Origin of the sequence: Sagittula sp. MA-2, assembly GCF_030126985.1 — a bacterium.
In the GTDB taxonomy this organism is placed as follows: Bacteria; Pseudomonadota; Alphaproteobacteria; order Rhodobacterales; family Rhodobacteraceae; genus Sagittula.
In genome coordinates, this window is record NZ_CP126145.1 from 3,825,223 (window position 1) to 3,848,634 (window position 23,412).

A 23,412-nucleotide genomic window follows, 5' to 3' on the forward strand; every position below is an offset into this window, starting at 1 on the left:
TAGCATCGGTTCGTTTCTTCAAATTCGCCGGGACGCTACCGGGGTTCGCCGCCTGTGTCAGCAGCCAAATCACCCAAAGTCAGGATTTCCGCCGGTGGGGCGCGGCGCACGCCGCCACTCTTTGCTCAGGGCCTGCGGGCCGTGGCCAGCTTGGTCATCCCGGGGATCAGCGGCCCGACCTCGGCATCGCTGAACCCGGCGGCCTCCAGCGCGCCGGTCAACCAGTCGTCGTCAAGCGACCGCGCCTCCGGCGTGAAGGCGGTGTGCTGAAGCTGCCAGAGCGCGGTGTTCTTCGGCCCCGACAGGTCGGCGTCGACGATGAAGTCGTGGATCAGCACCTGACCGCCGGGGTTGAGAGCATCGAACGCCTTGCGCAGAAGGCCCGCGTGGCTGTGGTCCGGCACGCCGGAAAACAGGTAGCTCATCAGCACTGCATTCTGCCCGCCGGGCCAATCGGCCTCAAGCGCGTTGCCATGGCGGTAGCCGATCTGCGACGACAGGCCCGCATCGGCCACGTAAGCCTCACCAAGCCGCGCCACGTTGGGAAAATCCAGTACGGTGATCCGCAGGTTCGGGTTCTTGCGGGCCAGCGTGATGGCAAAGGCGCCCGTGCCGCCGCCCACGTCCAGCAGGCTGCCGATGCCCGACAGGTCGACCTTCTTCGCCAGACCGCGGGCGGGCCCGAGCGATCCGGCGTGCTGGCTTTCGGAATAAAGCCGCGCCTCCTCCGGATCGGCGAACCACTCCGCGTAGGACCCGGTGTCCCCGTCGTCGAGATCGCCGGTCAGCGCCTTCTCGATCTGGTCCATCAGCGGATACATCTGCCGCCCGACCTGAAGGCGCAGGTAATCGCCAAAGTCGTGACGCGCACCTTTCACGAGGAACGACTCCGCCGCCGGGGAATTCGCAAAACCCGCGTCGTCATGCGTGACAAGCCCCAGCCCCACCAGCGCGGACAGCAGCGTCCGGCAGCGCCCTTCCGGCAAGCCCGTGGCCCGGGCGAGGTCGGACAACCCCGTATTGCCCTGCGACAACGCGGTGAACACGCCGAATTCGAGCGCCGCGAACAGTGCCTTGGAGCCCATGTAGCCAAACGCGATATCCGAAATGTCCTCTGCCTCGGTCAGGACCGTCATGCCGTTCTCCCTTGTCTCGATGCCGACAGCCTAGCGTCCCTTCGCCGGGGCACAACCGGAAGACGGGATCGCGGTCCCGTCTTGACGGCAACCGCCCGCCCGGGGCCAAAATGCGGGCAACGCGGGCCGGGAGGGGATCATGCGCAACGACATTCCGGGGTTCACGCCCGGCCGGGCGGACCTCGACGGGGTGGAGATCGCCTACGAGAAAGGCGGGCGCGGTCCCGCCGTCCTCCTGCTGCACGGCTTTCCACAGACCCGTGCGATGTGGGCGGAGGTCGCGCCGAGGCTGGCCGAACGGTTCACGGTGGTCGCCGCGGACCTGCGCGGCTACGGCGAAAGCGGCAAACCGGAGGGTGCCGAAGCCTACAGTTTCCGCGCCATGGCGGGCGACATGACGGCGTTGATGACGCGCCTCGGATACGAAGCCTTCCACCTTGTCGGCCATGATCGGGGGGCCCGGACGGCCCATCGGCTCGCCCTTGATGCGCCCGGCCGGCTGCTGAGCCTGACCCTGATGGACATCGTGCCCACGCATCTTCTGCTGTCGCGGCTGACGCACCCGGTTGCCCGCGCCTATTACCACTGGTTCTTCCTCAGCCAGCCCCACCCTCTCCCGGAAAACATGATCGCCGCCGATCCCGACGCCTATTACGAAAGCTGCCTGCTGGGCTGGGGCGGCGCGAAACTGTCGGACTTCCCGAAGCTGGAGGCCTACCGTGCGGCATGGGCCGACCCCGAGTGCCGCCGCGCCATGTGCGACGACTACCGCGCCGCCATCGACGTGGATTTCGCGCTGGACGAGGCCGATATCGACCGCCGGATCGAGGTGCCGTCTCTGGTCCTCTACGGCGCGGAAGGAGCAATGGCCCGGGCCTACGACGTGCCCGCCACCTGGGCCGACCGGCTGGCGGAGATGCGGTCAAGCACCGTCCCCGGAGGGCATTTCTTCATCGACCAGTCGCCGGAGGAAACGACGCGTGCCTTGCTCGAATTCCTGGGGTGACGTTCAGGCCGGGCCCGGCAGCATGTTGAACTTGAACGGTTTCGCGGTGACCAGCAGATGGATGAAGCGCTGCAGCCAGACGGTTGCATCGGGCATGCGAAGCACCTGCCGGTCGTTGGAAACTGAATAATGCGGTTGGGTCCGTGCCCGGTTCTTCCACCCAGGTATCGGGTTCTTAAGGCCGCCGCGGCAGGTGAAGCAGACCGCGATCACGCCGTTGTACATGCCCGATCGATCCAGACAGCATGAACCTCTCCATCAGGCTGCAGTCGCAGCCGCCGGTCATCAGATCCGGCTGCGACATGAACCAGTGGCAACAAGCGTGGTGCGAACGCAATGTGCGCAGCCCCTTGCCCCCGCCGCCCCCTTCGCCCGATAAGCGGGGGCGGGAGGGTACGTGCATGGTGCCGAAACGGCTTGTCTTCTACTGGGCGCAGGGTGAAGCGCAGGCGCCCGCCATCGTGCGTCGCTGCTGGGACGCCTGGGCCGCGCTGAACCCGGCGTGGCAGGTGCACATGTTCGACGCCACCGACGCACGGCAGGCGTTCGCGGACCGAGGCATTCCGCATCCCCCGGCCACATTCCAGGGGCAGGCCGACATCTTCCGCATGCACGAACTGGAGGCGCGGGGCGGCGTCTACGTCGATGCGGCAACCGTGCCGGTGCGCCCGCTCGACGACTGGCTGCCCGCGCTGACGCGGGAAGGCTTCTTCGCCTTCCACGATCCCTATCGTCGGCGCCCGGTCGAGAACTGGTTTCTTGCCGCCACGCCGGGCCACCCTATCATGACCGCATGGATGGAGGAGACCGTCCGATACTGGCAAAGCCCCCGGCGCCAGCAGGTCAGCCAACGCGAACTCGAACCCGGCGCCAAGGGCACGCTGGCCTTCCGCCTGACGTCGCTGAAGCTGGCCCTGACCGGCGGCGCGCCCAAGGCCAAACAGGTGCTGGAGCCGAAGAAACGCGCGTGGTCCGTGGCGCCCGGTGGCGGTGCGGACCGCCCCCTGCATCCGTACTTCTGGCCGCATTACCTCTTCGAGCACATGCTGGACACCCGGCCCGACATCCACGCCACATGGTCCCGGACCGCCAAGCTGGGCTCCTACAAGGACCTGATGCTGCGCCACTGGAAACGCGACTACGCGCGGATGACCGACGACGACATCCGGACCCTGACCGAAGGGTCGCGCATGCAGAAGCTGGCGCTGAACGGTCTTCCCCGCGACAGGCAACTCGACCTGCTCTTTGCGCTGGCCGGCCAGCCGCAAGCCGGCGCAGACCGGCAATGACCCGGGCACCCGTCTTGTCATGCTGACTTACCTGTCCCGCCGCCTGCTCTCGCTCCTCGTCAGCCTCGCCGCCGCCTCTCTGGTGATCTTCCTCGTGGTGGAGGTCGCGCCGGGCGACCCCGCCGCCTACATGCTGGGCATCAACGCGCAGCCGGAGACACTGGCGGCGCTGAGAGCGGAGCTGAACCTCGACCTCTCTCCGCCCGAGCGTTACCTCGCGTGGGTCGGCGGCCTTCTGACAGGCGACCTCGGCATCTCCTACACTTACCGGACGCCGGTCGCCGGCATGGTCGCGGACAGGCTCTGGATCTCACTGCCGCTGACCCTCTATGCGCTCCTCCTCGCCGTTCTCGTGGCCTTTCCAGCGGGGCTCGTGGCAGCGGTCCGCCGTGGCAGACCCGCGGACATCGCGGTCATGGGCGCCAGCCAGCTGGGCGTTGCCGTGCCGAACTTCTGGTTCGCCATGCTGCTCGTGTCGCTCTTCGCCATCACATGGCGCATCTTCCCGTCCGGCGGCTTCCCCGGCTGGGACGATCCCGGCGCCGCCCTCAAGGCCCTGACCCTGCCCGCCGTGGCGCTCGCCCTGCCGCAGGCGGCAATCCTTGCCCGCATCCTCAGGTCCAGCCTGATCGATGCCCTGCACGAGGACTACATCCGCACCGCACGCGCCAAGGGCCTGTCCCGGGCCCAGGCGCTGCGCCGCCACGGTCTGCGCAACGCGCTGATCCCCGTCCTGACCATTCTCGGGCTGCAGTTCTCCTTCCTGCTGGCCGGTGCGATCATAATCGAACAGGTCTTCTACCTGCCCGGCCTCGGCCGGCTGATCTTCCAGTCGATCTCCCAGCGCGACCTGATCACCGTGGAATCGGTGGTCATGCTGCTGGTCTTCGCGGTGATCCTGGTGAATTTCCTCACCGATCTCGCCTACGCCCTGGCCGACCCGAGGCTCCGCCGCCGATGAAACCCGCGCTCCTCATAGGCGGCGCGCTCTCGGCGCTCATGGTCGCGGCGGCCCTCCTGTCGCTCGTCTGGACCCCGTTCGACGTCACGCAGGTGGACATCCCGCAACGGCTCCTGCCGCCGGGGGGCGCACACCTGCTCGGCACCGATCACTTCGGGCGCGACATCCTGTCGATGCTCATGACGGGCGCGCGCACATCCATCGCCGTGGCGCTCGTTGCGGTGGCCATCGGTGCGGGTCTCGGCGTTCCTCTCGGCCTGACCGCCGCCACATACCGGGGCGGACTGATCGACGAAGCGATCTCCCGCGCGTCCGACCTCGTCTTTGCCTTCCCCAGCCTCGTGATCGCGATCCTCATCACAGCCACCTTCGGGCCTTCCGCCCTCAATGCGATCATCGCCATCGGCATCTTCAACATCCCTGTCTTCGCCCGGCTGACACGCGGCGCGGCGCTGTCGCTCTGGACGCGGGAATTCATCCTCGCCGCCCGCACCTGCGGCAAGTCGCGCACCCGGATCAGCGCCGAGCACATCCTGCCCAACATCCTCAACCTGCTTATCGTGCAGGCCACGATCCAGTTCTCGCTGGGCATCCTCGCCGAGGCGGGCCTCGCCTATGTCGGGCTGGGCGCGCAGCCGCCCACGCCCAGCTGGGGCCGCATGCTGGCCGACGCGCAGACACTCGTGACCATAGCACCACACACCGCACTGATCCCCGGCCTGACCATCGTTCTGATGGTGCTCGGGCTGAACTTCCTTGGCGACGGCCTGCGCGACGCCCTCGACCCGCGCCTGAAGCCGCTCCGGACCTGATGTCTGCATCCAGATCCAGATACCCTCGGGAGGTCCGGCGGGCAGAGCCCCACGCGGGTCAGGTCGCCGCAAGCGATCCGAACCCGCTTCTCCACGTCGACAGCCTCACCGCGACTGTCCATGGCAAGCCTGTCCTGCAGGACGTGTCCTTCCACATGAACCACGGCGAAACGCTGGCCCTGACCGGCGAATCCGGCTCAGGCAAGTCGCTCACCGCGCTCGCCGTCATGGGGCTCCTGCCTGCCTCTGCCGTGGCCTCGGGAACGATACGCTTCGGCGATACCGACCTCACCCGCCTTGCCGACCGCGACCTGCGCCGCATCCGCGGGCGCGAGATCGGCATGGTCTTCCAGGAACCGATGACCGCGCTCAACCCGCTCCAGACCATCGGCCACCAGATCGCAGAGGTCTTCCGCATCCATCGCGCCATGCCCCCCGACGTGACCGGACTGCTGCGAAAGGTGGGCCTCGACGTCTCGCCCGGACGCTATCCGCACGAGCTTTCCGGCGGGCAGCGGCAGCGGGTCGTCATCGCCATGGCGATCGCGCTGAAGCCACGCCTCCTGATCGCGGACGAACCGACCACCGCGCTCGACGTCACGACGCAGGCCCAGATCCTCGACCTCCTGAAGGACCTCACCCGGACCGAAGGCATGGCGCTCCTGCTCATCACCCATGACCTCGCCGTGGTGGCGGACATGGCCGACCGCATCGCCGTCATGCAGAAGGGTCGCGTGGTGGAGACGGCTCCGACCGCGCAGCTTCTGCACCAGCCCCAGCACACCTATACTCGCGCGCTCATCGCCGCCTCGTCGCATCGTGCCCACCTGCCCGCCCGCCGGCCCGGCGAGCCGTTGCTGCAGGCAACCGATGTCAGCGTGACCTACCCCCTGCCCCGTCCACATCCATTCGCGAAGCAGCGCCGATTCACCGCCGTCGACAATGTCAGCTTCACGATCCGCAAAGGCGAGCGGCTGGGCCTCGTGGGCGAATCCGGCTGCGGCAAGTCCACGCTCACGCGCGCGCTTCTCGGCCTTGAGCCGCTGGCCACCGGCCGGATCGAGATCGACGGCCAGCCGGTTCTGGCAAACGGCCGCCCCAATCGCGACACCCAGCGCCGCATCCAGGTGGTCTTCCAGGACCCTTACGGCAGCTTCAACCCGCGCCACCGGGTCGCGCGCCTGATCTCGGAGCCGTTCCACCTGCTCGACACGCCGCCGCCGAAGGATGCGGTTGCAGAGGCGCTGACCGCCGTGGGCCTGTCCCCCGACGATGCCACGAAACACATCCACGCCTTCTCCGGCGGGCAGCGTCAGCGGCTCGCCATCGCGCGGGCGCTCATCATCCGGCCGGACCTGATCGTCTTTGACGAGGCGGTCTCTGCCCTCGATGTCCGGGTGCGGGCGCAGGTGCTCGACCTGCTGGCCCGCCTGTCGGAGACGCACGGTCTGACGTGGCTCTTCATCAGCCACGACCTGCATGTCGTCCGCTCCGTCACCGACCGCGTGATGGTCATGCGCCACGGCAGGATCGTGGAGGACGCAGCCACCGAACAGCTCTTCACGGCGCCGCGGACGGAGTATGCCCGCAGCCTGCTGGCCGCCGCGCCTCGTTTGCCGGCGGGACTGCCCGGCTGACCCCTTGCCCTTAAGTCCACTTCGCCGCACTCTCCTCCCGTAAAGGGAGGATCATTCATGCGTTTCAACAACCGCGCCGCCATCGTCACGGGCGGCGCTTCCGGTATCGGTCTGGCCATCGCCAGCCGCCTGGCCGACGAGGGCGCCACAGTCACGGTCTGGGACATCAGCGCCGACAACCTCGCAAAGCTCGAGGGCACACAGCTGAAGACCCGCCAGGTCGACGTCACCGACCCGGATGCGGTTGACGCCGCGATGGCGGAGGACGCGCAGGCCATGGGGCATCTCGACACGCTGGTCTGCTCTGCCGGGATCACCGGGCCCAACGTGCCGGTGATCGACTACCCCACCGAGGACTGGCTGAAGGTCTATGCGCTGAACGTCCACGGGCTGTTCTACTGCAACCGGGCCGCCGCGCGCATCATGCGTCCGAACGGGTTCGGACGGATCGTCAACATGGCCTCCGTCGCGGGCAAGGAGGGCAACCCCAACGCCTCTGCCTATTCGTCGTCCAAGGCGGCGGTCATCGGCCTGACGAAGTCCCTCGGCAAGGAACTGGCCGACACCCGGATCACGGTCAACGCCATCGCCCCCGCGGCCGTGCACACCGCGATCTTCGACCAGATGACCCAGACCTTCATCGACTTCATGAAGTCGAAGATCCCCATGGGCCGCTTCGGCACGGTCGACGAGATCGCCGCCATGGCCTGCTGGCTGGCCTCGGACGAGGCGTCCTTCACCACCGCGTCGGTCTTTGACCAGTCCGGCGGTCGCGCAACCTACTGAGGATACGGGCGATGAGATTGCAGGGAAAACGCGCCATCGTGACCGGGGCCGGCTCGGGATTTGGCGAAGGCATCGCCGCCCGGTTTGCCGCCGAAGGTGCAACGGTGCTTGTGGCCGACATCAACACCGACGCCGCCGTGCGCGTCGCGGCGCGGATCGGCGCGCCGCACACCCATGTCGACGTCTCCGACCCGACCTCGGTCGCGGAGATGATCGACGGCTTCACCGGCGCCCACGGCACGCCCGATATCGTGGTCAACAACGCGGGCATCACGCATCTTCCGACACCGCTGGAGGACGTGAGCGAGGTCGACTTCGACCGGGTGTTCGCGGTGAACTGCAAGTCGGTCTACCTGACCGCCCGTGCCGTGGTGCCCGCCTTCAAGGCGCGCGGGTCGGGCGTGATCCTCAACATCGCCTCCACCGCCGGGGTCTCTCCGCGTCCGAAGCTCAACTGGTACAACGCGTCCAAGGGCTGGATGAACACCGCGACCAAGGCGATGGCCGTCGAACTCGCCCCCTTCGGCATCCGGGTGAACGCGCTGAACCCGGTGGCCGGGGACACGCCGCTGCTGCCCAGCTTCCTCGGGGAGGACACGCCCGAGATGCGGGCCAAGTTCCTTTCGACCATCCCGCTGGGCCGGTTCTCCACCCCGGAGGATCTGGCGAACGCGGCGCTCTACCTGTGCTCGGACGAGGCCAGCATGATCACCGGCGTCTGCATGGAGGTCGACGGCGGGCGTTGCATCTGACGCGTTGAAGGGCGCCCGTTCCGGTCCTAGCTACGAAGGATGACCGACCTTTCCGCCCTGATCGAGGACGTGCGCGGCTGCCGCATCTGCCAGGACCGCTTTGCGGCGACCGAAACGGCACATGCGCCGCGCCCCGTGCTGCGCGCCAAGCCAACCGCGCGCCTGCTGATCGCCGGACAGGCGCCGGGGATGAAGGTGCACCATTCCGGGCGGCCCTTCACCGATCCGTCGGGAGACCGGCTGCGCGACTGGCTCGGCCTCGACGCGGATACGTTCTATGACGAGGCGCGCGTTGCGATCCTGCCGATGGGGTTCTGCTTTCCCGGTTACCGCAAGGGTTCGGACCTGCCGCCCCCTGCGATCTGCGCAAGGACATGGCGCGCGCCGCTGGTCGACCGCCTGCCCGAGGTCCACCTGACCCTGCCCATCGGCGGTATTGCGCAGCGCTGGCACCTGGGCGTCACGACGAATGTCACCGAGACGGTGAGCAACTGGCGCGACTTTCTGCCCGACGCCCTGCCCTTGCCGCATCCGTCGTGGCGCAATACGGGTTGGCTGAAACGCAACCCGTGGTTCGCGGCAGACCTGCTGCCCGTGCTGCGCGCCCGCGTCAGAGAGGTTCTGGATGCCTGACATGCCCGAGACCGCGCTGGACCGCGCCTTTGCCGAAATGGAAGCCGCCCCGGACGACGACGCCGCACGGATGCGGTTCTACGACCGGCTGGCGTCGAGCGAGCTGTTCCTGATGCTGGAACGGGAGCCCGCAGGCGACACCATCGAACCGGAGATCTTCGATGTCGCCGACGCGCGCTTCGTCCTCGTCTTCGACCGGGAGGCGCGGATGTCGGGCTTTGCCGGACGCGCGGTGCCCTATGTCGCCATGTCGGGCCGTGCGCTTGCGGGCATGCTGGCCGGGCAGGGCATCGGCCTGGCGCTGAACCCCGAAAGCGGCCCCTCGCAGATCCTGCTGCCGCCGGAGGCACTGGCCTGGCTGGCTGAGACCCTGTCGCAGGCCCCCTCCATGGCCGAGGCGCGCGCCGAAACGCTCTCCGCGCCCCGCGCCCTGCCCGAAGTCCTGCTGACCGCTCTCGACGCCAAGCTGGCCACGGCGGCGGGTCTGGCGGACTGCGCGTGGCTGGCGGAGGTCGGCTATGAGGGCGGCGGGCGCGGTCACCTGCTGGGGATCGTCGGCGCCCCGGAACGCGCCGAACCGGCTCTGGCCGGTGCGGTGCAGGAGGCGCTGGTCTTCTCCGGTCTCGAAGCGGGCGCGTTGGACGTGGTCTTCCTCAAGGCCGACGATCCGATCTGCGCGCGTCTGGCTCGTGTCGGTCTGCGCTTAGATCTGCCGGAGCCGGATAAACCGCGGGTGGAATTCGAACGCGCCGCCCCGGGCTCCGACCCCGACAAGCCGCCGATCCTGCGCTGACAAACCTGCCTCAGACGAGCCCAAGCTCCCGCCGGATCGCCGGGAGGGTATCGTAGGGTTCGGGCTCTGCCTCCCAAACCGCGCGTGCGATTGCTCGGCTGAGGCACAGGCTGGCGGCGTGGCCGATCATGGCGAGCTGTGCGCCTGGCTCTATCAGTGGGCGGTCCCCCATTGAGGCGGCGAACACCAGATCCCCGTCCATCGGCGAATGCGCCGGCAGGATGGCCCGGGCGATGCCGTCATGCGCCGCAACGGCAAGACGGTTGCACTGTGCCTTGTCGAGCGCGGCGTCGGTGGCGACGATCGCGATGGTGGTGTTGCCCTGCTGGGCCATGGCGCCGACCTTGCGGCTGGGCAGCAACGCCAGCGACGGCTGGGGGTCCGGCCCGAGGCCACCAAACTCGGCGTTTACCTCGTAGGGCGCCGCATGGAAGTGCCGGCCCGAGGAGGTCGTCACACTTCCCATCGGGTTCACCGCGACAAGCGCGCCCACCGTGGTGCCGTCCGCCAGCACCAGCGAGGCCGACCCCAGCCCGCCCTTGTGCTGCGCCGTCTGCCCGCCCGCGCCCGCCCCTTGGGTGCCGATGGCAAAGGTCCTGTCGGCGGCGGCAAGCGCGCGGGCGCCCAGGTCCGGATAGGGGTTCACGGTCCAGCGCTTCTCGCCGCCGTTCAAGAGGTCGAAGATGATCGCCGCGGGCACGATGGGCACGCGGGCCGAGAAGACTTCGAACCCCCTGCCCTGTACGTGCAGCGCATCCATGACTCCCTGCGCCGCGGCGAGGCCGAAGGCACTGCCGCCCGACAGCACCAGCGCATCGACGCCCGGCGCCGATTTGTCGGGGGCGAGAAGCGCGGTCTCTCGCGTGCCGGGCGCCCCGCCGTGTATCGCGACGGAAGCGGTGAAGGGCCGGTCGGCGGTCAGGACGGTGGTGCCTGACTTCAATGCGGGGTCCGAAGCGTTCCCGACCCGCAGACCAGCCACGTCGGTGATGAGGTTCAGGGGGCCGGGCTGCATCTGGAAACTCCGCTGTCTGGGTGCGGCGACTGTCGCCCGCGCGGCGCCTGCTGGCAAGCGGATCGGCCGTTGGATCGGGCCAGCCCGCGCATGGACCCGACATTTCGAAGATTGTTGAAATAACACTTGCGCGACGGATTCATTTCGATAACGTTAGAAGTATGGAAATGACGAATCACAGCGGGCTGACGCCCGAAACCGCCGCGTCGAAGTTCGCGGCCCTCGGTTCGGAACAGCGCCTTGCGGTTCTGGATGTCCTGGTGCGTGCCGGGTCGGAGGGGCTGCCCATCGGCGTTCTTGGCGAACGGTGCGGGATCAGCGGATCGACCCTGACCCATCACCTGAAAATTCTTGCCGCGGCCGGTCTGGTGACCCAGTCGCGTCAGGGAAGAAGCATCATCTGTGCCGGGGCGGACTATGCGGAAGTCCGGGCGCTGTCGGATTATCTTTTGCGGCACTGCTGCGCCGATGCGAGCTGTGCAACGGAGCATTCCCATGGCTGACACCTCTTCGAACACGCCGTTCTGGCCGCAGGTCCGGGCCCGGATCTCCTGGGCCTGGATGGCGTCTGCGGCGATCCTTCTTGCCGTGGCGGTACTGGACACGCCGCAGTTCTGGCCCAGCGTGACCTTCGCTGCCCGGGCGCTGCTGAACACCGCACCGTTCATCCTGTTCGCGGTCCTCGCTGTCGCCTACCTGAAGGCGACAGGGGCGGAGACGCTGCTGGCCAAGGCCTTCGAGGGCCGGGAAACCCGGATGATCGTCTTTGCCGCGCTTCTGGGCGGACTGTCCCCATTCTGCTCGTGCGAGGTGATCCCCTTCATCGCCGCACTGCTGGCCGTCGGCGCGCCGCTGTCCGCCGTCATGGCCTTCTGGCTGGCCTCTCCGCTGATGGACCCGGCAATGTTCTCGATCACCGCGGGCGTCCTGGGCATGGAGTTCGCGACCGCCAAGTTGCTGGCCGCGGTTGGCATCGGCCTGATGGGCGGCTTGGGCACGATGATGCTGAAGTCCTCTCCGGTCTTCGCCGACCCGCTGCGTGCAAAGCCCAAGGTCGGCGGCTGCTGCGGCGTGAAGAAGCCGTTCCAGGGCAAGCCGGTCTGGCGCTTCTGGCAGGAACCGGAACGTCGCGAAGTCTTTCGTTCGGCCGCGCTCGACAATGCCCTTTTCCTGCTGAAATGGCTCACGCTGGCCTACATCATCGAGGCGGTGATGATCCACTACGTCCCTGCCGACGCGGTCGCCTCGGTGCTGGGCGGCAGCGGGCTGATGCCGATCCTGCTGGCGGCGCTGGTCGGGATGCCTGCCTACCTGAACGGCTACGCGGCCGTACCGCTGGTCAGCGAGCTGCTGAACATGGGCATGGCGGACGGCGCGGCGATGAGCTTCATGCTCGCCGGAGGCGTCAGCTGCATCCCCGCCGCCATCGCGGTCTGGGCGCTGGTCAAGCCGCGGGTCTTCGCCGCCTACCTTGCCTTTGCACTGGCGGGCTCCATCGTCGCCGGACTGGCCTGGGGCGCCATCGCCTGAGGCCCTGACAACCCGGCCACCAAGGCCCCCTGCAAGTCCAGAATCGCGCCAGTTTCTGCAGGGGGCCTTTTCCGTTCAGCGGTCTGGAATCGCCCGGTTTCCGGCAAACCGCGGCCCCGCCCCCACGCCATTCGCGCAGGGAAGTGTCAAAGCCACCGCAACTCATGACGCTCGGGCAATTTTGGCTGCGGCCTGCGTTGCCCCGCCGCGCGCAATCGGATAACCCCGATTACCAACGCAGGAACGGGAGAGGGGCCTCATGTATCGCGTCTGGAATTTTCTGGCGAGCTATTCGCTGCTGCTGATCATCGGCGCTGTCATAGCGCTGATCTGGGCCAACCTCGACGTGATCGCTCCGGTCGCGGGGCAGCCGCACTACTGGGCGGACACATATCACCACTTCGTCGAATTCGTGATCTGGGACCACGCGCCCATCGGCCATCCGCATGACGGCCACCGGACGCTGACCCTGCACTACCTCGTCAACGACGTGCTCATGGCGCTGTTCTTCGCCATCGCGGCAAAGGAAGTCTGGGAAGCGGTGATCCTCGAACAGGGTTCCTTGCGGGGCAAGAAGGCCGCGACGCCGCTGTTCGCCACCGCGGGCGGCATGTTTGGCCCGATTGCCGTCTACCTCGGCCTTGCCATGGTCATGGGGTCCGAGACCTACAGCGCCGTCGCCAACGGCTGGGCCATCCCGACCGCGACCGACATCGCCTTCAGCTACCTCGTCGGGCGCCTGGTCTTCGGTGCGGGCCACCCGGCGGTGCGTTTCCTGCTGCTTCTGGCCATCGCCGACGATGCCGCGGGTCTCATCATTCTCGCGATCTTCTACCCGTCGGGCGACCTTGCCCCGGCCTGGCTGCTGCTGTCGGTGGGCGCGTCGCTCGTGGCGTTCTTCGCCTTCAACTCGCTCCCGCGGAAGCTGGACATCGGCAAGCAGGACCGCCCGAATTCGACCTGGGTCCGCAAGACGCTGTCGTTCTGGCCCTACGCCATCGCGGGCTGCATTTCCTGGTATGGCTTCATGATGTCGGGCCTGCACCCGGCGCTTGGCCTGCTGCCCATCGTGCCGGCGATCCCGCACGCTGACCGCGCCTTCGGCCTGTTCGCCGCCGCCGAGGAACACCTGCACGACCTGCTGAACGCCATGGAACACGCGCTGAAATACCCGGTGGAGGTCATCCTGTTCTTCTTCGGCCTGTTGAACGCGGGTGTGGAGTTCTCCTCCATGGGGGCTGCGACCTGGCTGGTTCTCGCGGGGCTGCTGATCGGCAAGCCGGTGGGTATCTTCATCTTCGGCTGGATCGCTGCACGGCCGCTTGGCCTGGGCATCCCCGAAGGCATGAGGATCATCGACCTCGTGGTGATCGGCTGCGTTGCGGCCATCGGCTTTACCGTGTCGCTTTTCGTGGCGTCCGTCGCTTTCGATGCCGGCCCGGTGCAGGATGCGGCAAAGATGGGCGCGCTCTTCAGCTTCTTTGCCGCCGTGGTGTCGATCATCGTCGGCAAGGTAACGAAGGTGGAGAAGCAGGAACTCTGACAAGCCTGATCGTGCGAAATCTGGACGGCCGCCGGCACCCCCGGCGGCCGTTCTTCGTTTTGTACGAACGCCCCAGTTCCTCTTGAGCGCTGAACACTCAGGGCAATGCCGCCGAATTGTCCGAAACCCGCCGCAGACCTGACGCACGCGTTTACCACGATTGCCGGACAAAACTACGGAGTCCGGCATGGGAGCAAGCAATACGCCGCTCTACGACCTGATCGAGCTGTCAGGCATAGGTGCCTTCACCACCTACACCACCGCGCCGGGGGGCGGCGGTGATATCATCGGCTTTGTCGACAACGCCACCTACTCCGATCAGGAATCCAGCAACACCGCCACTGAGATCAACGAGATCAATGAAACGGCGGACGCCGACAATGGCATCCTCGTCATCGACGGCGTTTCATACAACATCCAGATCTACACACCGACGAACACATCGAACCCGGTTACGGTGACCTACGACGGCGGCAGCACGGTCGATCTCGTCGGCGATGACTTCTCGTCCCAAGTGTCATGGATCGTCGCCAGCCCCATCGGCGGCGGCTCTGACCGTTACTTCATGGCCATCGACGACGGTGTCGGTGACTTGCCGGACATCACGTCGATCCAGACAAGAGCCATCGACTTCAACCCGAGCGGTGACGACGTCAAGATCAACCTCGATCAGGACAATCTCGTCACCGCCTGCTTCACCACCGGAACACGGATCGCCACACCTTACGGCTCGCGTGCGGTAGAGACGCTGAAACCCGGCGACATCGTATGGACGCTGGACGCAGGCCCGCAGCCGCTGATCTGGGTGGGAGCGCGGGGCCATGGGCCACGCACGCTGCAACTCAACCCGCATCTGAAGCCGATCCGCATCCCGCCGGGCGTGCTGGGCGCGCAGAAAGAGGTGCTGGTCTCGCCGCAGCATTGTCTCCTCTGGCCCGCGCCGTCCGCGGCCGAACAGCGGCTTGTGCGCGCCCGCCACCTGGCCGAGGCGGAAGGCCCAGTGAAAGCCGCGGCGGGCACGCGCCACGTCCGCTATCACCACCTCATGCTGGCGAAACATCACCTCCTGGTGGCCGAGGGCGTCCTGTCGGAAAGCTTCTATCCCGGCCCCATCGGCATCGCCGGTCTGGGCCAACCCGAACGCCTGTCCCTGCTGACTCTTCTGCCGGCCCTTGCGGACCGCACCGCGCTTGTGGCCTATGGTCCCACGGCTCGCCCCGTGCTGAAGCGGAAAGAGGCCCTCGCCCTCCCGAAACTGCGCCGGACTGTTTCAAACCCGGGCGAGTGAACCGCCCTGTCCGTTGTCTTTGTTTCGGCCCGGGGTCATAATGTAGCCAAATTCCTTTTTTAATAAAATCCAAACCCCACACGGGGATAACGGGCAGAAACGGGGAGCATCCCTGAATGCTAGAATTCGACATGGTTTCGAAGTCCTTCTGGACCGGCACCCAGCGCAAGGTGATCCTTGACCGGGCGTCCTTCCGTGTCGAACTCGGGGAATCCTTGGGCATTCTCGCGCCCAACGGGACAGGCAAGACGACGATCATCCGCATGATGGCCGGTCTCGAAAAGCCCGACGAGGGAGAGATACGGCGCGGCTGCCGGATCTCCTTTCCGCTGGGCTTCATGGGCGGCGTGGTGTCGAAGATCTCCGCCAAGGAAAACGCCCGTTTCATCGCGAAGATGTACGGGCTCGATCCGGATTACGTCGAAAGCTTCTGCCGGTGGCTGTGCGGACTGGACGAATACTTCGACCAGCCCATCGGCACCTATTCATCGGGCATGCGGGCGCGTTTCACGTTCGCCCTGATGCTGGCGCTGGACTTCGACATGTACCTGATCGACGAAGGGATGCCGAACTCCACCGATGCGGAGTTCAACCAGAAGGCCGGCGACCTCCTTGCGGAACGGCTGCGCACGACGACAATCATCATCGTGTCGCACCAGCCGAAGGTCCTGGAAAAGTTTGCGAAGAAGGCGGCGGTCCTGATGGACGGTCAGCTCCACATGTTCGACTCCTTGGAAGAAGCGAAGCAATTGTATGACTACGAAACCCAAGGCTAAGAAGTTCAGGATCCGCAGGTCGCCGACGACCTCGGCAGAGGCCGCATCCGGCGCGGACCATAACGTGTCCGAGGCGCCGGTGCGCCCGGTCCCCGCCGCGCAACAGCCGCCCGCCCAGCCCACGGCCAGTCTGTCGCGCCGCACTCCGAAGGACAACGAGGCAGCGCGACCCATCCCGCGCCCCGCAGCGTCCACCTCGCCAGCGGATGCCGCCGCACGCCTCTCGGACCGGTCGGCACCGCAACAGCCCCGGCCTCAGGCCCCCGCGACCGGTCAGGCGCCGGCACGGGCCGTGTCGCAGACCCCCGCGCAGGCTGAGACATCGGTGCGGACCACCACGGCCCATTCGCGACCGGTGTTCTCGCAGACAGGGTCCGCCCCCTCCGCCGCGCAGACGGCCCACATGCAGCCGCATTCGCAGCCCCCGCAGACACAAGACCACCCCACGGACGCCCCCCGCAGCGGCGACGTCGCCTCGGCCGCGCAGGTTGCCGGCGAAACCGACATGGACGCGATCCGCCACGAGGGTCTGACCGGGCGCCAGTTGCGCATGGCGCGTCGCGTGGCACAGAAACACGGCCTTGCGCCGACCTCCGATTTCGACGCGGTGCGGCTGTTGCGCGCACGCGGTATCGACCCCTTCCAGCGGACCAACATGCTGGAACTGGTGAAGCCAGCCGATGCTCAGAACGAGACACAGCAGTTCAAGGTCCAGCTGCCCCAGACCGTCGAGGTGGAGAAGCACAAGCTCCCGTCGACGGAAACGATCAGCCCCGCCGAACGGCGCGCGGTCGAGATCAAGCGCATCCAGAAGGACCTGGCCCAGCGTCGGCGCAAGAAGACGCTGTTGCTGATGGTCCGGCTGGCCGTCTTCGTACTGCTGCCGACGGTCGTGATGGGCTACTACTATTACAACGTCGCGACCCCGATGTACGCCACCAAGTCGGAGTTCCTGATCCTCAAGAACGACGGCGCAGGCTCTGCCGTGCCCAGTCTGCTGAGCGGCTCCGCTTTCGACACGTCGCAGGACGCGATTGCCACGCAAAGCTTCCTGCAGTCGAAGGAGGTGATGATGCGCCTCGACCGCGACGAGGGCTTCAAGGACCACTTCTCGCAACCCTCCATCGACCCCATCCAGCGGCTCGATCCCGAGGCCTCCAACGAAGACGCCTACAAGCTCTACAAGAAGAGCGTGCAGATCAGCTTCGACCCGACGGAGGGCGTCATCAAGATGGAGGTGACGGCCGCCGACCCCGAACTCGCGGCAGAGTTCAGCCGGGCCCTCATCGGCTACGCCGAGGAACGCATCGACAATCTGACCGCCCGCAAGCGAAACGACTCAGTGGACTCGGCGCTCGTGAACCTCGAGAAGGCCGAGACCGACCGGCGCGACGCGCAGGAAAAGCTGGTGCGCATGCAGCAGGAGGGCAACATCGTCGACCCCGAGGGCCGGATCGGCGCCCTGCGCGCCCAGATCAACACGCGGGAACTGGAGTTGCAGGAGAAGAGGCTGCAATTGCAGGCGCTGCTCGACAACTCCCGCCCGAACCAGGCCAAGGTGGATGGCACACGGGGCGACATCCGGCGGCTCGAAGCGCTGCTGGCGACCCTGAACGCCGAGATGACGACCGCCACCACGGGCGAGCAGTCGCTGGCAGAGCTGGCCGTCCAGATCAAGCTGGCCGAAGCCGACCTCGCCACCCGCGACCTGATGCTTCAATCCGCGCTGGAGCGCCTGGAAACCGCGCGGCGCGAGGCCGACAGCCAGGCGCGCTACATGACCACATCGGTGACGCCGGTCGCGTCCGAGGATCCCAGCTATCCGCGCAAGTTCGAGAACACGATCCTCGCCTTCCTGATTTTCGCCGGCGCCTACCTTATGGTCTCGCTGACCGCCTCCATCCTGCGCGAACAGGTCTCGAGCTGAACCTACCCGGTGCGCCAAGCGAGCACCGGCACTTCAAAGCGCCTGGGGCATTTCCGGCAGGTTTTGCCCCCATAGGCCACGCCCGCGCCCGTCCGGCCGCGACGGCAGCCAAAAATCTGCAGAAACCGATGGATAAATGTTGAAAAACGCCTTGCAGCCGCCTGTCGCCCTTTGATAGACGCGACGGCGGAGAGGTGGCCGAGTGGTCGAAGGCGCACGCCTGGAAAGTGTGTAGGCGGGAGACCGTCTCGAGGGTTCGAATCCCTTCCTCTCCGCCACCATCAAGCGAATGACGCGCGCGGGTCAGGCACCGGGTCTCCATGGCGCGACGATGCCCGTCCTGCGAAGAGCGGCCCTTATGGCATTCACAGCGGCGCGGCCTGACTTGAAGCTTCGGAGGCTTCGTCGGCGACCGCAGCTTGCTGAGCCTCCTATTGAGAATTGTGACGCCCACGACCTAGTGTGTCCGTCCTCATCGTGGCCGATCCAGGCGCGCTTGGTGCACCAGTGGTTTGACCTCCCGTATCCAACAGGCTTTGGTGCGCGCGATGCGGCCAGTGAGGATGGAGGCCCGCGCATCCGGTGGCTCATCGATGGTGAGTGTGCCGAAAGCGCTCGCTTCGCTTTCGTCAGATTAAGGTTACAAAGGACGTACCCAAACGCAGGTGATGATCCGTTTTTGTCGGCACAGCCTTGCTCTGCACCCATGCGTGCCGGAAAGCCTTGCTTCCGGGCGGAGTTGGATCGCCAAACGGCCAGCGATCCAGGAACTCCCAACCTTCATTTTCCGACCTGTTTTTTGCGCAGAAAAGGTTAAAGACTGTTCGAGCGGACCTTGGGTTCGGATTGTTTTTGTATTGGCGCCTCTGGCGGCTGATCGTGACGGGTGACGGGACGTGTATTTGCCCCGGTTCGGGTAGCGAGGATTGAGTGATGACGAATTATTACGCGGATCGAGGCGAGTTCCTCGTCAACAGTGAAACGAGGCTTACCCAGGACGAACCGGCGATCGCGGGTCTAAGCAACGGCGGCTTCGTGGCGACCTGGCGCACCAGCGACACCTCGCAGGACGGCAGCGGGTCGGCGATCAAAGCACAGGTCTTCGACGCGGCGGGCGCGGCCGTGGGGCCGGAATTCCTCGTGAACAGCGAGACGGTGCAGAACCAGACCGTTCCTGCGGTCACGGGCCTGAATGACGGCCGGTTCGTCGTCACGTGGCAGACCGACGACACCGCTCAGGATGGCAGCAGCAACGCGATCAAGGCGCAGGTCTTCGACGCGGCCGGCACACCGGTGGGCGGCGAATTCCTGGTCAACAGCGAGACGTACGACAGACAGGCCGCGCCCGAGATCAGCGCGCTGACCACCGGCGGCTTCGCCGTGACGTGGTCCACCTCCGACGGCACGCAGGACGGCAGCATCAGCGCGATCAAGGCACGGACATTCGACGCGGCGGCCCAGCCGGTGGGGGCAGAGTTCCTCGTCAACACCGCCGCTCAGGGATCTCAGATCGAACCCAGAGTCGCCGGGCTGACCAACGGTGGGCTGTTGGTGACGTGGCGCACCAATTACAGGCCGGACGACGGCAGCACGTCCGCGATCAAGGCCCAGATCATCAGTGCCGCGGGTTTCCCGCTGGGCGGCGAGTTCCTGGTCAACACCGAGACTGCGGGCGGACAGTACCGTCCGGCGGTCACAGGTCTGACCGGCGGCAGATTCGTGGTGACATGGGACACCAAGAACGTCTGGCAGGACGGCGACGGGTTCGCGATCAAGGCCCAGATTTACGAGGCCTCGGGGGCACCGGTCGGCGGCGAGTTCCTGGTCAATACCGAAAGTGTGGAGCACCAGTACGAACCGGAGATCACCGCCCTGAGCGACGGCGGCTTCGTGATCACATGGTACACCGAGGACTACAGACAGGACGGCAGCGGGTCGGCGATCAAGGCGCAGGTCTTCGACGCCGACGGCGCGCCTGTGGGCGAGGAGTTCCTCGTCAACAGCGAAGGTTCAGGCGGCCAGTACGACCCTGAAATCTCTGCCTTGTCCGGCGGCGGTTTCGTGGTGACGTGGCGCACCACAAGCAGTCCTGAGGACGGCAGCGGCTCTGCCATCAAGGCGAAGGTCTACGAGGCGCGCAACGATATCCCCGAGCTGACGCTGTCGACCACGGGTGTGAGCGAGACGCACATCTCGAATACGTCTTTCGCCGATGTTCAGTTCCCGCTCGGCGCAGGGTTCCAGATCGAGATCGTCGATGACGCCAACGGCGCCTTCGGTCTGAAGGGGAACACGCTTGTCGTCCTGGACAACACCCTGCTCGATCACGAGACGACACCGGAGGTATCGCTCACCCTGAGGATCACCGACCCGCAGGGCAACTCCGGGGAGCAGGTGTTCCGGATCGCCGTCGAAGACGAGGCCGCCGAGACTCGGTACACCGCGAGCGATGAGTTCCTGGTCAACAGCGAGACGGAGGGTTGGCAGTTCTCCCCGACAATCACGGGCCTGACAAACGGCGGGTTCGTCGTGTCGTGGCACACGAGCGACAACACGCAGGACGGCAGCAGCTACGCCATCAAGGCCCAGGTCTTCGGCGCCGCGGGCGATCCGGTCGGCGCGGAATTTCTGGTCAACAGTGAGTGGACCAACAGCCAGGTCAATCCGGCGATCACCGGTCTGACCAACGGCGGCTTCGTAGTGACGTGGCTCACCAGAGATCCCTTTCAAGACCGCAGCTATGACGCGATCAAGGCGCAGATCTTCGACGCCACAGGCGCGCCCGTGGGCGGCGAGTTCCTCGTCAACAGCGAGACCGCTCGGGAACAGCTTAACCCCAGGATCACGAGCCTGACCGACGGCGGGTTCGTCGTCACGTGGTACACGAAGGATTACTCGCAGGACGGCTACGGCGCCGCGGTCAAGGCGCAGGTCTTCGACGCCTCGGGCACGACTGTGGGGACAGAGTTCCTCGTGAACAGCGTGACCTCGAGGGATCAGGTCGACCCTGAGGTGGCGGGACTGACCAACGGCGGTTTCGTGGTGACGTGGCGGACCGACGAGATCAAGGAGAACCGCAGCGACTTCGAGATAAAGGCCCAGATCTTCGACGCCGCGGGCACGCCCGTGGGCGGCGAGTTTCTGGTGAATAGCGAGTCGGCGGGTGACCAGTACAACCCCGGCATCACTGGCCTCGCAAACGGCAGGTTCATTGTGACTTGGCGCGGCTATGATCCTTCCGTGCCAAGCAGCTACTCCACCGAAGTCAAGGCGCGGATCTTCGACGCGTCAGGCGCGCCGGTGAGGGACGAGTTCCGCCTCAACAGCCAAGCGGCGGGCGGACAGGACTACCCTTCGATCACCGGCCTGCCCGACGGCGGCTTCGTGGCGACCTGGCAGACCGCCGACTACAGGCAGGACGGCAGCGGCAGTGCGATCAAGGCGCAGGTCTTCGACGCCGAGGGCGCCGCTGTCGGGGACGAATTCCTCGTCAACGACGAAGGGCAGTTTGACCAGCAATCTCCCGAGGTCACGAACCTGCCCGGCGGCGGGTTCGTGGTGTCCTGGCACAGCCGCGACATCATGCAGGACGGCAGTGGCGCCGCGATCAAGGCACGGATGTACCTGCCATCCAGCACGGGACCGAACACGGAGCCATCGGCAGGGGACGCTTCAGGACGTGGAAACGAGGACTCGGTCATCACCGGCGACCTCGCGGCGCTTGTCTCCGACGCCGACGGGGACGTTCTGACCTTCACGATCGGCACGGATGCCACGAGCGGCACCCTGATCCTCGACCCTTCGGGGAGCTACAGTTACATCCCGGACGCCGACTTCAACGGGACCGACAGCTTTTCCTACGTGGTCCACGACGGCAATGGCGGTACCGCCACCGCGACCGTCTCGCTGACTGTCGATCCGGTCAACGACGCACCCCGGATCGACACGGCGACCTCGATCCTCGCCGGTGAGTTCGAGGGCCCGGCCGCCCCGCTCGACCCCGCCGCAGACCACGACGGCGACGGCGTTGCGAACGGCGCCGACAACGCGCCCTTCGTCGCGAACCCCGGACAGGAGGACAGCGACGGGGACGGTGTCGGAGACAGCGCCGACCTGGATCCCCTCGATCCGTCGGTGGGCCGCGACCCGTCGCTTGTGAACGGTGTCGTCCTGTTCTCCGACCCCGAGGCGGTGGATACCCAGACGGCATCATTCAGCCTGCTGGGCACGACCGGCAACCCGGGCAGCCTTGACGCGGCAGCGCTGGAGGCGATGTTCAGCCTGTCGGTTGTCACCTCCAGCGCATCTCTGGAGGGCAGCGCGATCTGGACCTTCGACGCCGATCCCGCCCAGTTCCAGCACCTGGGCAGCGGGGACGCGCTGGTGATCGAATACCGGGTGGAGATCTGGGACAACCATGGCGCGGCGCAGGCCACCGCCGTCCGGGTAATCGTCATCGGCACCGCCGATGGCACGGTTCCGAGGATCATCGGGACCGGGGGTGCCGACAGCCTCGTGGGCACCGTCGGCAGCGACGTCATCGAGGGCTTCGACGGCGACGACACGATGCTCGGCGGAGCGGGCGACGACATCATGGACGGCGGAGGCGGCACGAACCTGATGCGCGGCCAGACCGGCCGCGACCTCATCGACGGTGGCGAGCAGACCGACATCATCCATGGCGGCAGGCAGGACGATGCGCTGTACGGCCACGGCGGAGACGATTTCGTCTACGGCGAGGCAGGCAACGACCTCATATGGGGCGGCGCAGGCGATGACGTGCTGCACGGCATCTTCGGCAATGACGAAATCTACGGCGAGGATGGCAACGACAGTATCTACGGCGGTGGCGGGACCGATTTCCTCTATGGCGGTTCAGGCAACGACACGATTGATGGCGGCGCTGGCGACAACGTGATGCGCGGCCACAGGGGCAACGACCTGATCATCGGCGGCGACAAAACCGACATCGTCTTTGGCGACAAGCACAGCGACGAGGTGCGTGGCAACGGCGGCGACGATTTCATCTTCGGCCAGGCGGGCAAGGACACCCTGTGGGGCGGTGATGGCAACGACCTGCTGAACGGCATCATCGGCGACGACGCACTGTACGGCGAGGCCGGCAACGACGTTCTCTACGGGGGTGGCGGCAGCGACAGCCTGTACGGCGGAGACGGCGACGACACCCTCGACGGCCAGTGGCGGAACGACGTGCTCACCGGTGGCGCAGGGGCGGACTGCTTCAAGTTCACCACCGCGGGTGACATGGACACCATCACCGACTTCGAGGATGGCATCGATGTGCTCGACTTCTCCGCCGACGGGCTGGGTTTCGCCGACTTCACCGTGGCGGAGTACGGCGGTGGTGCAGGCACGGTGCTGACCGGCGGCGGTTACACCGTATTCCTCGCAGGTGTCGACGCCATCGACATTGGTACAGGTGACTTCGCCTGATGTTGGGCGGGATGAGCAAGAGAACGTTGTAAAAATGACAGGAGAAGTGCGGCGGCATGCGACCGCCGCCAGCT

19 protein-coding genes and 1 tRNA gene are annotated in these 23,412 nt (G+C 66.4%); 17 read left to right on the forward strand and 3 right to left on the reverse strand.

The window, feature by feature from the left end; genetic code table 11:
- Positions 1-125 precede the first annotated feature (125 nt).
- The gene (locus tag QNI11_RS18680; RefSeq protein ID WP_283981292.1) at positions 126-1,136 is read right to left on the reverse strand and encodes a methyltransferase; all 1,011 of its coding nucleotides are present in this window, start codon (positions 1,134-1,136) and stop codon (positions 126-128) included.
- Between the two features lie 139 nt (positions 1,137-1,275).
- Between QNI11_RS18680 and QNI11_RS18685 the strand changes: the two genes are divergently transcribed.
- Positions 1,276-2,142: an alpha/beta fold hydrolase gene (locus QNI11_RS18685; protein ID WP_283981293.1), complete on the forward strand. Its 867-nt coding sequence runs from the start codon at positions 1,276-1,278 to the stop codon at positions 2,140-2,142.
- Between the two features lie 3 nt (positions 2,143-2,145).
- Here the strand turns inward: QNI11_RS18685 and QNI11_RS18690 are convergent, their stop codons facing one another.
- Positions 2,146-2,367 (reverse strand): hypothetical protein, encoded by a 222-nt coding sequence (locus QNI11_RS18690; protein ID WP_283981294.1) that lies wholly within the window; start codon positions 2,365-2,367, stop codon positions 2,146-2,148.
- Between the two features lie 176 nt (positions 2,368-2,543).
- On the opposite strand from QNI11_RS18690, the gene QNI11_RS18695 reads away from it, so the two are divergent.
- From QNI11_RS18695 to QNI11_RS18730, 8 genes are read left to right on the forward strand one after another with little or no spacing between them, the layout of a single operon-like run.
- Positions 2,544-3,431: a glycosyltransferase family 32 protein gene (locus QNI11_RS18695; RefSeq protein ID WP_283981295.1), complete on the forward strand. Its 888-nt coding sequence runs from the start codon at positions 2,544-2,546 to the stop codon at positions 3,429-3,431.
- A 19-nt stretch (positions 3,432-3,450) separates the two neighbouring features.
- On the forward strand, positions 3,451-4,392 hold the full coding sequence (locus QNI11_RS18700; RefSeq protein WP_283981296.1) for an ABC transporter permease: 942 nt from the start codon (positions 3,451-3,453) through the stop codon (positions 4,390-4,392).
- Positions 4,389-5,204, forward strand: a complete 816-nt coding sequence (locus tag QNI11_RS18705; protein WP_283981297.1) for an ABC transporter permease — start codon at positions 4,389-4,391, stop codon at positions 5,202-5,204. The genes QNI11_RS18700 and QNI11_RS18705 overlap by 4 nt, the downstream gene beginning before the upstream one ends.
- Positions 5,204-6,841 carry an ABC transporter ATP-binding protein gene (locus QNI11_RS18710; protein ID WP_283981298.1) on the forward strand — a complete coding sequence of 546 codons (1,638 nt, stop codon included), beginning with the start codon at positions 5,204-5,206 and terminating at the stop codon, positions 6,839-6,841. Before QNI11_RS18705 ends, QNI11_RS18710 begins: the two co-directional genes overlap by 1 nt.
- Positions 6,842-6,898: 57 nt before the next feature.
- Positions 6,899-7,627, forward strand: a complete 729-nt coding sequence (locus QNI11_RS18715; protein WP_283981299.1) for an SDR family NAD(P)-dependent oxidoreductase — start codon at positions 6,899-6,901, stop codon at positions 7,625-7,627.
- 11 nt (positions 7,628-7,638) lie between these two features.
- Entirely contained in the window at positions 7,639-8,379 is a 741-nt protein-coding gene (locus QNI11_RS18720) for an SDR family oxidoreductase (protein WP_283981300.1), read from the forward strand.
- Positions 8,380-8,418: 39 nt separating this feature from the next.
- Complete coding sequence (locus QNI11_RS18725) at positions 8,419-9,012, forward strand: uracil-DNA glycosylase family protein (RefSeq protein ID WP_283981301.1); 594 nt, start codon at positions 8,419-8,421, stop codon at positions 9,010-9,012.
- A complete protein-coding gene (locus QNI11_RS18730; RefSeq protein ID WP_373418407.1) occupies positions 9,005-9,805 on the forward strand; it encodes an SseB family protein in 801 nt (266 codons plus the stop codon). The genes QNI11_RS18725 and QNI11_RS18730 overlap by 8 nt, the downstream gene beginning before the upstream one ends.
- Positions 9,806-9,815: 10 nt before the next feature.
- On the opposite strand, the gene QNI11_RS18735 is transcribed toward QNI11_RS18730, so the two are convergent.
- Positions 9,816-10,820, reverse strand: a complete 1,005-nt coding sequence (locus QNI11_RS18735; protein WP_283981302.1) for a P1 family peptidase — start codon at positions 10,818-10,820, stop codon at positions 9,816-9,818.
- A gap of 161 nt (positions 10,821-10,981) precedes the next feature.
- Between QNI11_RS18735 and QNI11_RS18740 the strand changes: the two genes are divergently transcribed.
- From QNI11_RS18740 to QNI11_RS18775, 8 genes are all read left to right on the forward strand, one after another.
- A complete protein-coding gene (locus QNI11_RS18740) occupies positions 10,982-11,323 on the forward strand; it encodes a helix-turn-helix transcriptional regulator (RefSeq protein ID WP_283981303.1) in 342 nt (113 codons plus the stop codon).
- Positions 11,316-12,350, forward strand: a complete 1,035-nt coding sequence (locus QNI11_RS18745) for a permease (RefSeq protein WP_283981304.1) — start codon at positions 11,316-11,318, stop codon at positions 12,348-12,350. The genes QNI11_RS18740 and QNI11_RS18745 overlap by 8 nt, the downstream gene beginning before the upstream one ends.
- A gap of 259 nt (positions 12,351-12,609) precedes the next feature.
- A complete protein-coding gene (locus QNI11_RS18750) occupies positions 12,610-13,893 on the forward strand; it encodes a Na+/H+ antiporter NhaA (RefSeq protein WP_283981305.1) in 1,284 nt (427 codons plus the stop codon).
- A gap of 187 nt (positions 13,894-14,080) precedes the next feature.
- On the forward strand, positions 14,081-15,181 hold the full coding sequence (locus QNI11_RS18755; protein ID WP_283981306.1) for a Hint domain-containing protein: 1,101 nt from the start codon (positions 14,081-14,083) through the stop codon (positions 15,179-15,181).
- A 116-nt stretch (positions 15,182-15,297) separates the two neighbouring features.
- Entirely contained in the window at positions 15,298-15,957 is a 660-nt protein-coding gene (locus QNI11_RS18760) for an ABC transporter ATP-binding protein (RefSeq protein WP_100929112.1), read from the forward strand.
- Entirely contained in the window at positions 15,935-17,884 is a 1,950-nt protein-coding gene (locus QNI11_RS18765) for a capsule biosynthesis protein (protein WP_283981307.1), read from the forward strand. The genes QNI11_RS18760 and QNI11_RS18765 overlap by 23 nt, the downstream gene beginning before the upstream one ends.
- 188 nt (positions 17,885-18,072) lie before the next feature.
- Positions 18,073-18,162, forward strand: a tRNA-Ser gene (locus QNI11_RS18770).
- Between the two features lie 655 nt (positions 18,163-18,817).
- Positions 18,818-23,338: an Ig-like domain-containing protein gene (locus tag QNI11_RS18775; protein WP_283981308.1), complete on the forward strand. Its 4,521-nt coding sequence runs from the start codon at positions 18,818-18,820 to the stop codon at positions 23,336-23,338.
- Positions 23,339-23,412: the final 74 nt, after the last annotated feature.

What these genes read in the sequence shown, in the direction of transcription:
- QNI11_RS18685 (WP_283981293.1), top strand. Translation starts at nt 1,276, where the DNA reads ATGCGCAACGACATTCCGGGGTTCACGCCCGGCCGGGCGGACCTCGAC.
- QNI11_RS18750 (WP_283981305.1), top strand. Translation starts at nt 12,610, where the DNA reads ATGTATCGCGTCTGGAATTTTCTGGCGAGCTATTCGCTGCTGCTGATC.
- QNI11_RS18730 (WP_373418407.1), top strand. Translation starts at nt 9,005, where the DNA reads ATGCCTGACATGCCCGAGACCGCGCTGGACCGCGCCTTTGCCGAAATG.
- QNI11_RS18680 (WP_283981292.1), bottom strand. Translation starts at nt 1,136, where the DNA reads ATGACGGTCCTGACCGAGGCAGAGGACATTTCGGATATCGCGTTTGGC.
- QNI11_RS18735 (WP_283981302.1), bottom strand. Translation starts at nt 10,820, where the DNA reads ATGCAGCCCGGCCCCCTGAACCTCATCACCGACGTGGCTGGTCTGCGG.
- QNI11_RS18705 (WP_283981297.1), top strand. Translation starts at nt 4,389, where the DNA reads ATGAAACCCGCGCTCCTCATAGGCGGCGCGCTCTCGGCGCTCATGGTC.
- QNI11_RS18715 (WP_283981299.1), top strand. Translation starts at nt 6,899, where the DNA reads ATGCGTTTCAACAACCGCGCCGCCATCGTCACGGGCGGCGCTTCCGGT.
- QNI11_RS18700 (WP_283981296.1), top strand. Translation starts at nt 3,451, where the DNA reads ATGCTGACTTACCTGTCCCGCCGCCTGCTCTCGCTCCTCGTCAGCCTC.
- QNI11_RS18765 (WP_283981307.1), top strand. Translation starts at nt 15,935, where the DNA reads ATGACTACGAAACCCAAGGCTAAGAAGTTCAGGATCCGCAGGTCGCCG.
- QNI11_RS18720 (WP_283981300.1), top strand. Translation starts at nt 7,639, where the DNA reads ATGAGATTGCAGGGAAAACGCGCCATCGTGACCGGGGCCGGCTCGGGA.
- QNI11_RS18760 (WP_100929112.1), top strand. Translation starts at nt 15,298, where the DNA reads ATGCTAGAATTCGACATGGTTTCGAAGTCCTTCTGGACCGGCACCCAG.
- QNI11_RS18725 (WP_283981301.1), top strand. Translation starts at nt 8,419, where the DNA reads ATGACCGACCTTTCCGCCCTGATCGAGGACGTGCGCGGCTGCCGCATC.
- QNI11_RS18740 (WP_283981303.1), top strand. Translation starts at nt 10,982, where the DNA reads ATGGAAATGACGAATCACAGCGGGCTGACGCCCGAAACCGCCGCGTCG.
- QNI11_RS18775 (WP_283981308.1), top strand. Translation starts at nt 18,818, where the DNA reads ATGACGAATTATTACGCGGATCGAGGCGAGTTCCTCGTCAACAGTGAA.
- QNI11_RS18710 (WP_283981298.1), top strand. Translation starts at nt 5,204, where the DNA reads ATGTCTGCATCCAGATCCAGATACCCTCGGGAGGTCCGGCGGGCAGAG.
- QNI11_RS18695 (WP_283981295.1), top strand. Translation starts at nt 2,544, where the DNA reads ATGGTGCCGAAACGGCTTGTCTTCTACTGGGCGCAGGGTGAAGCGCAG.
- QNI11_RS18690 (WP_283981294.1), bottom strand. Translation starts at nt 2,367, where the DNA reads ATGTACAACGGCGTGATCGCGGTCTGCTTCACCTGCCGCGGCGGCCTT.
- QNI11_RS18755 (WP_283981306.1), top strand. Translation starts at nt 14,081, where the DNA reads ATGGGAGCAAGCAATACGCCGCTCTACGACCTGATCGAGCTGTCAGGC.
- QNI11_RS18745 (WP_283981304.1), top strand. Translation starts at nt 11,316, where the DNA reads ATGGCTGACACCTCTTCGAACACGCCGTTCTGGCCGCAGGTCCGGGCC.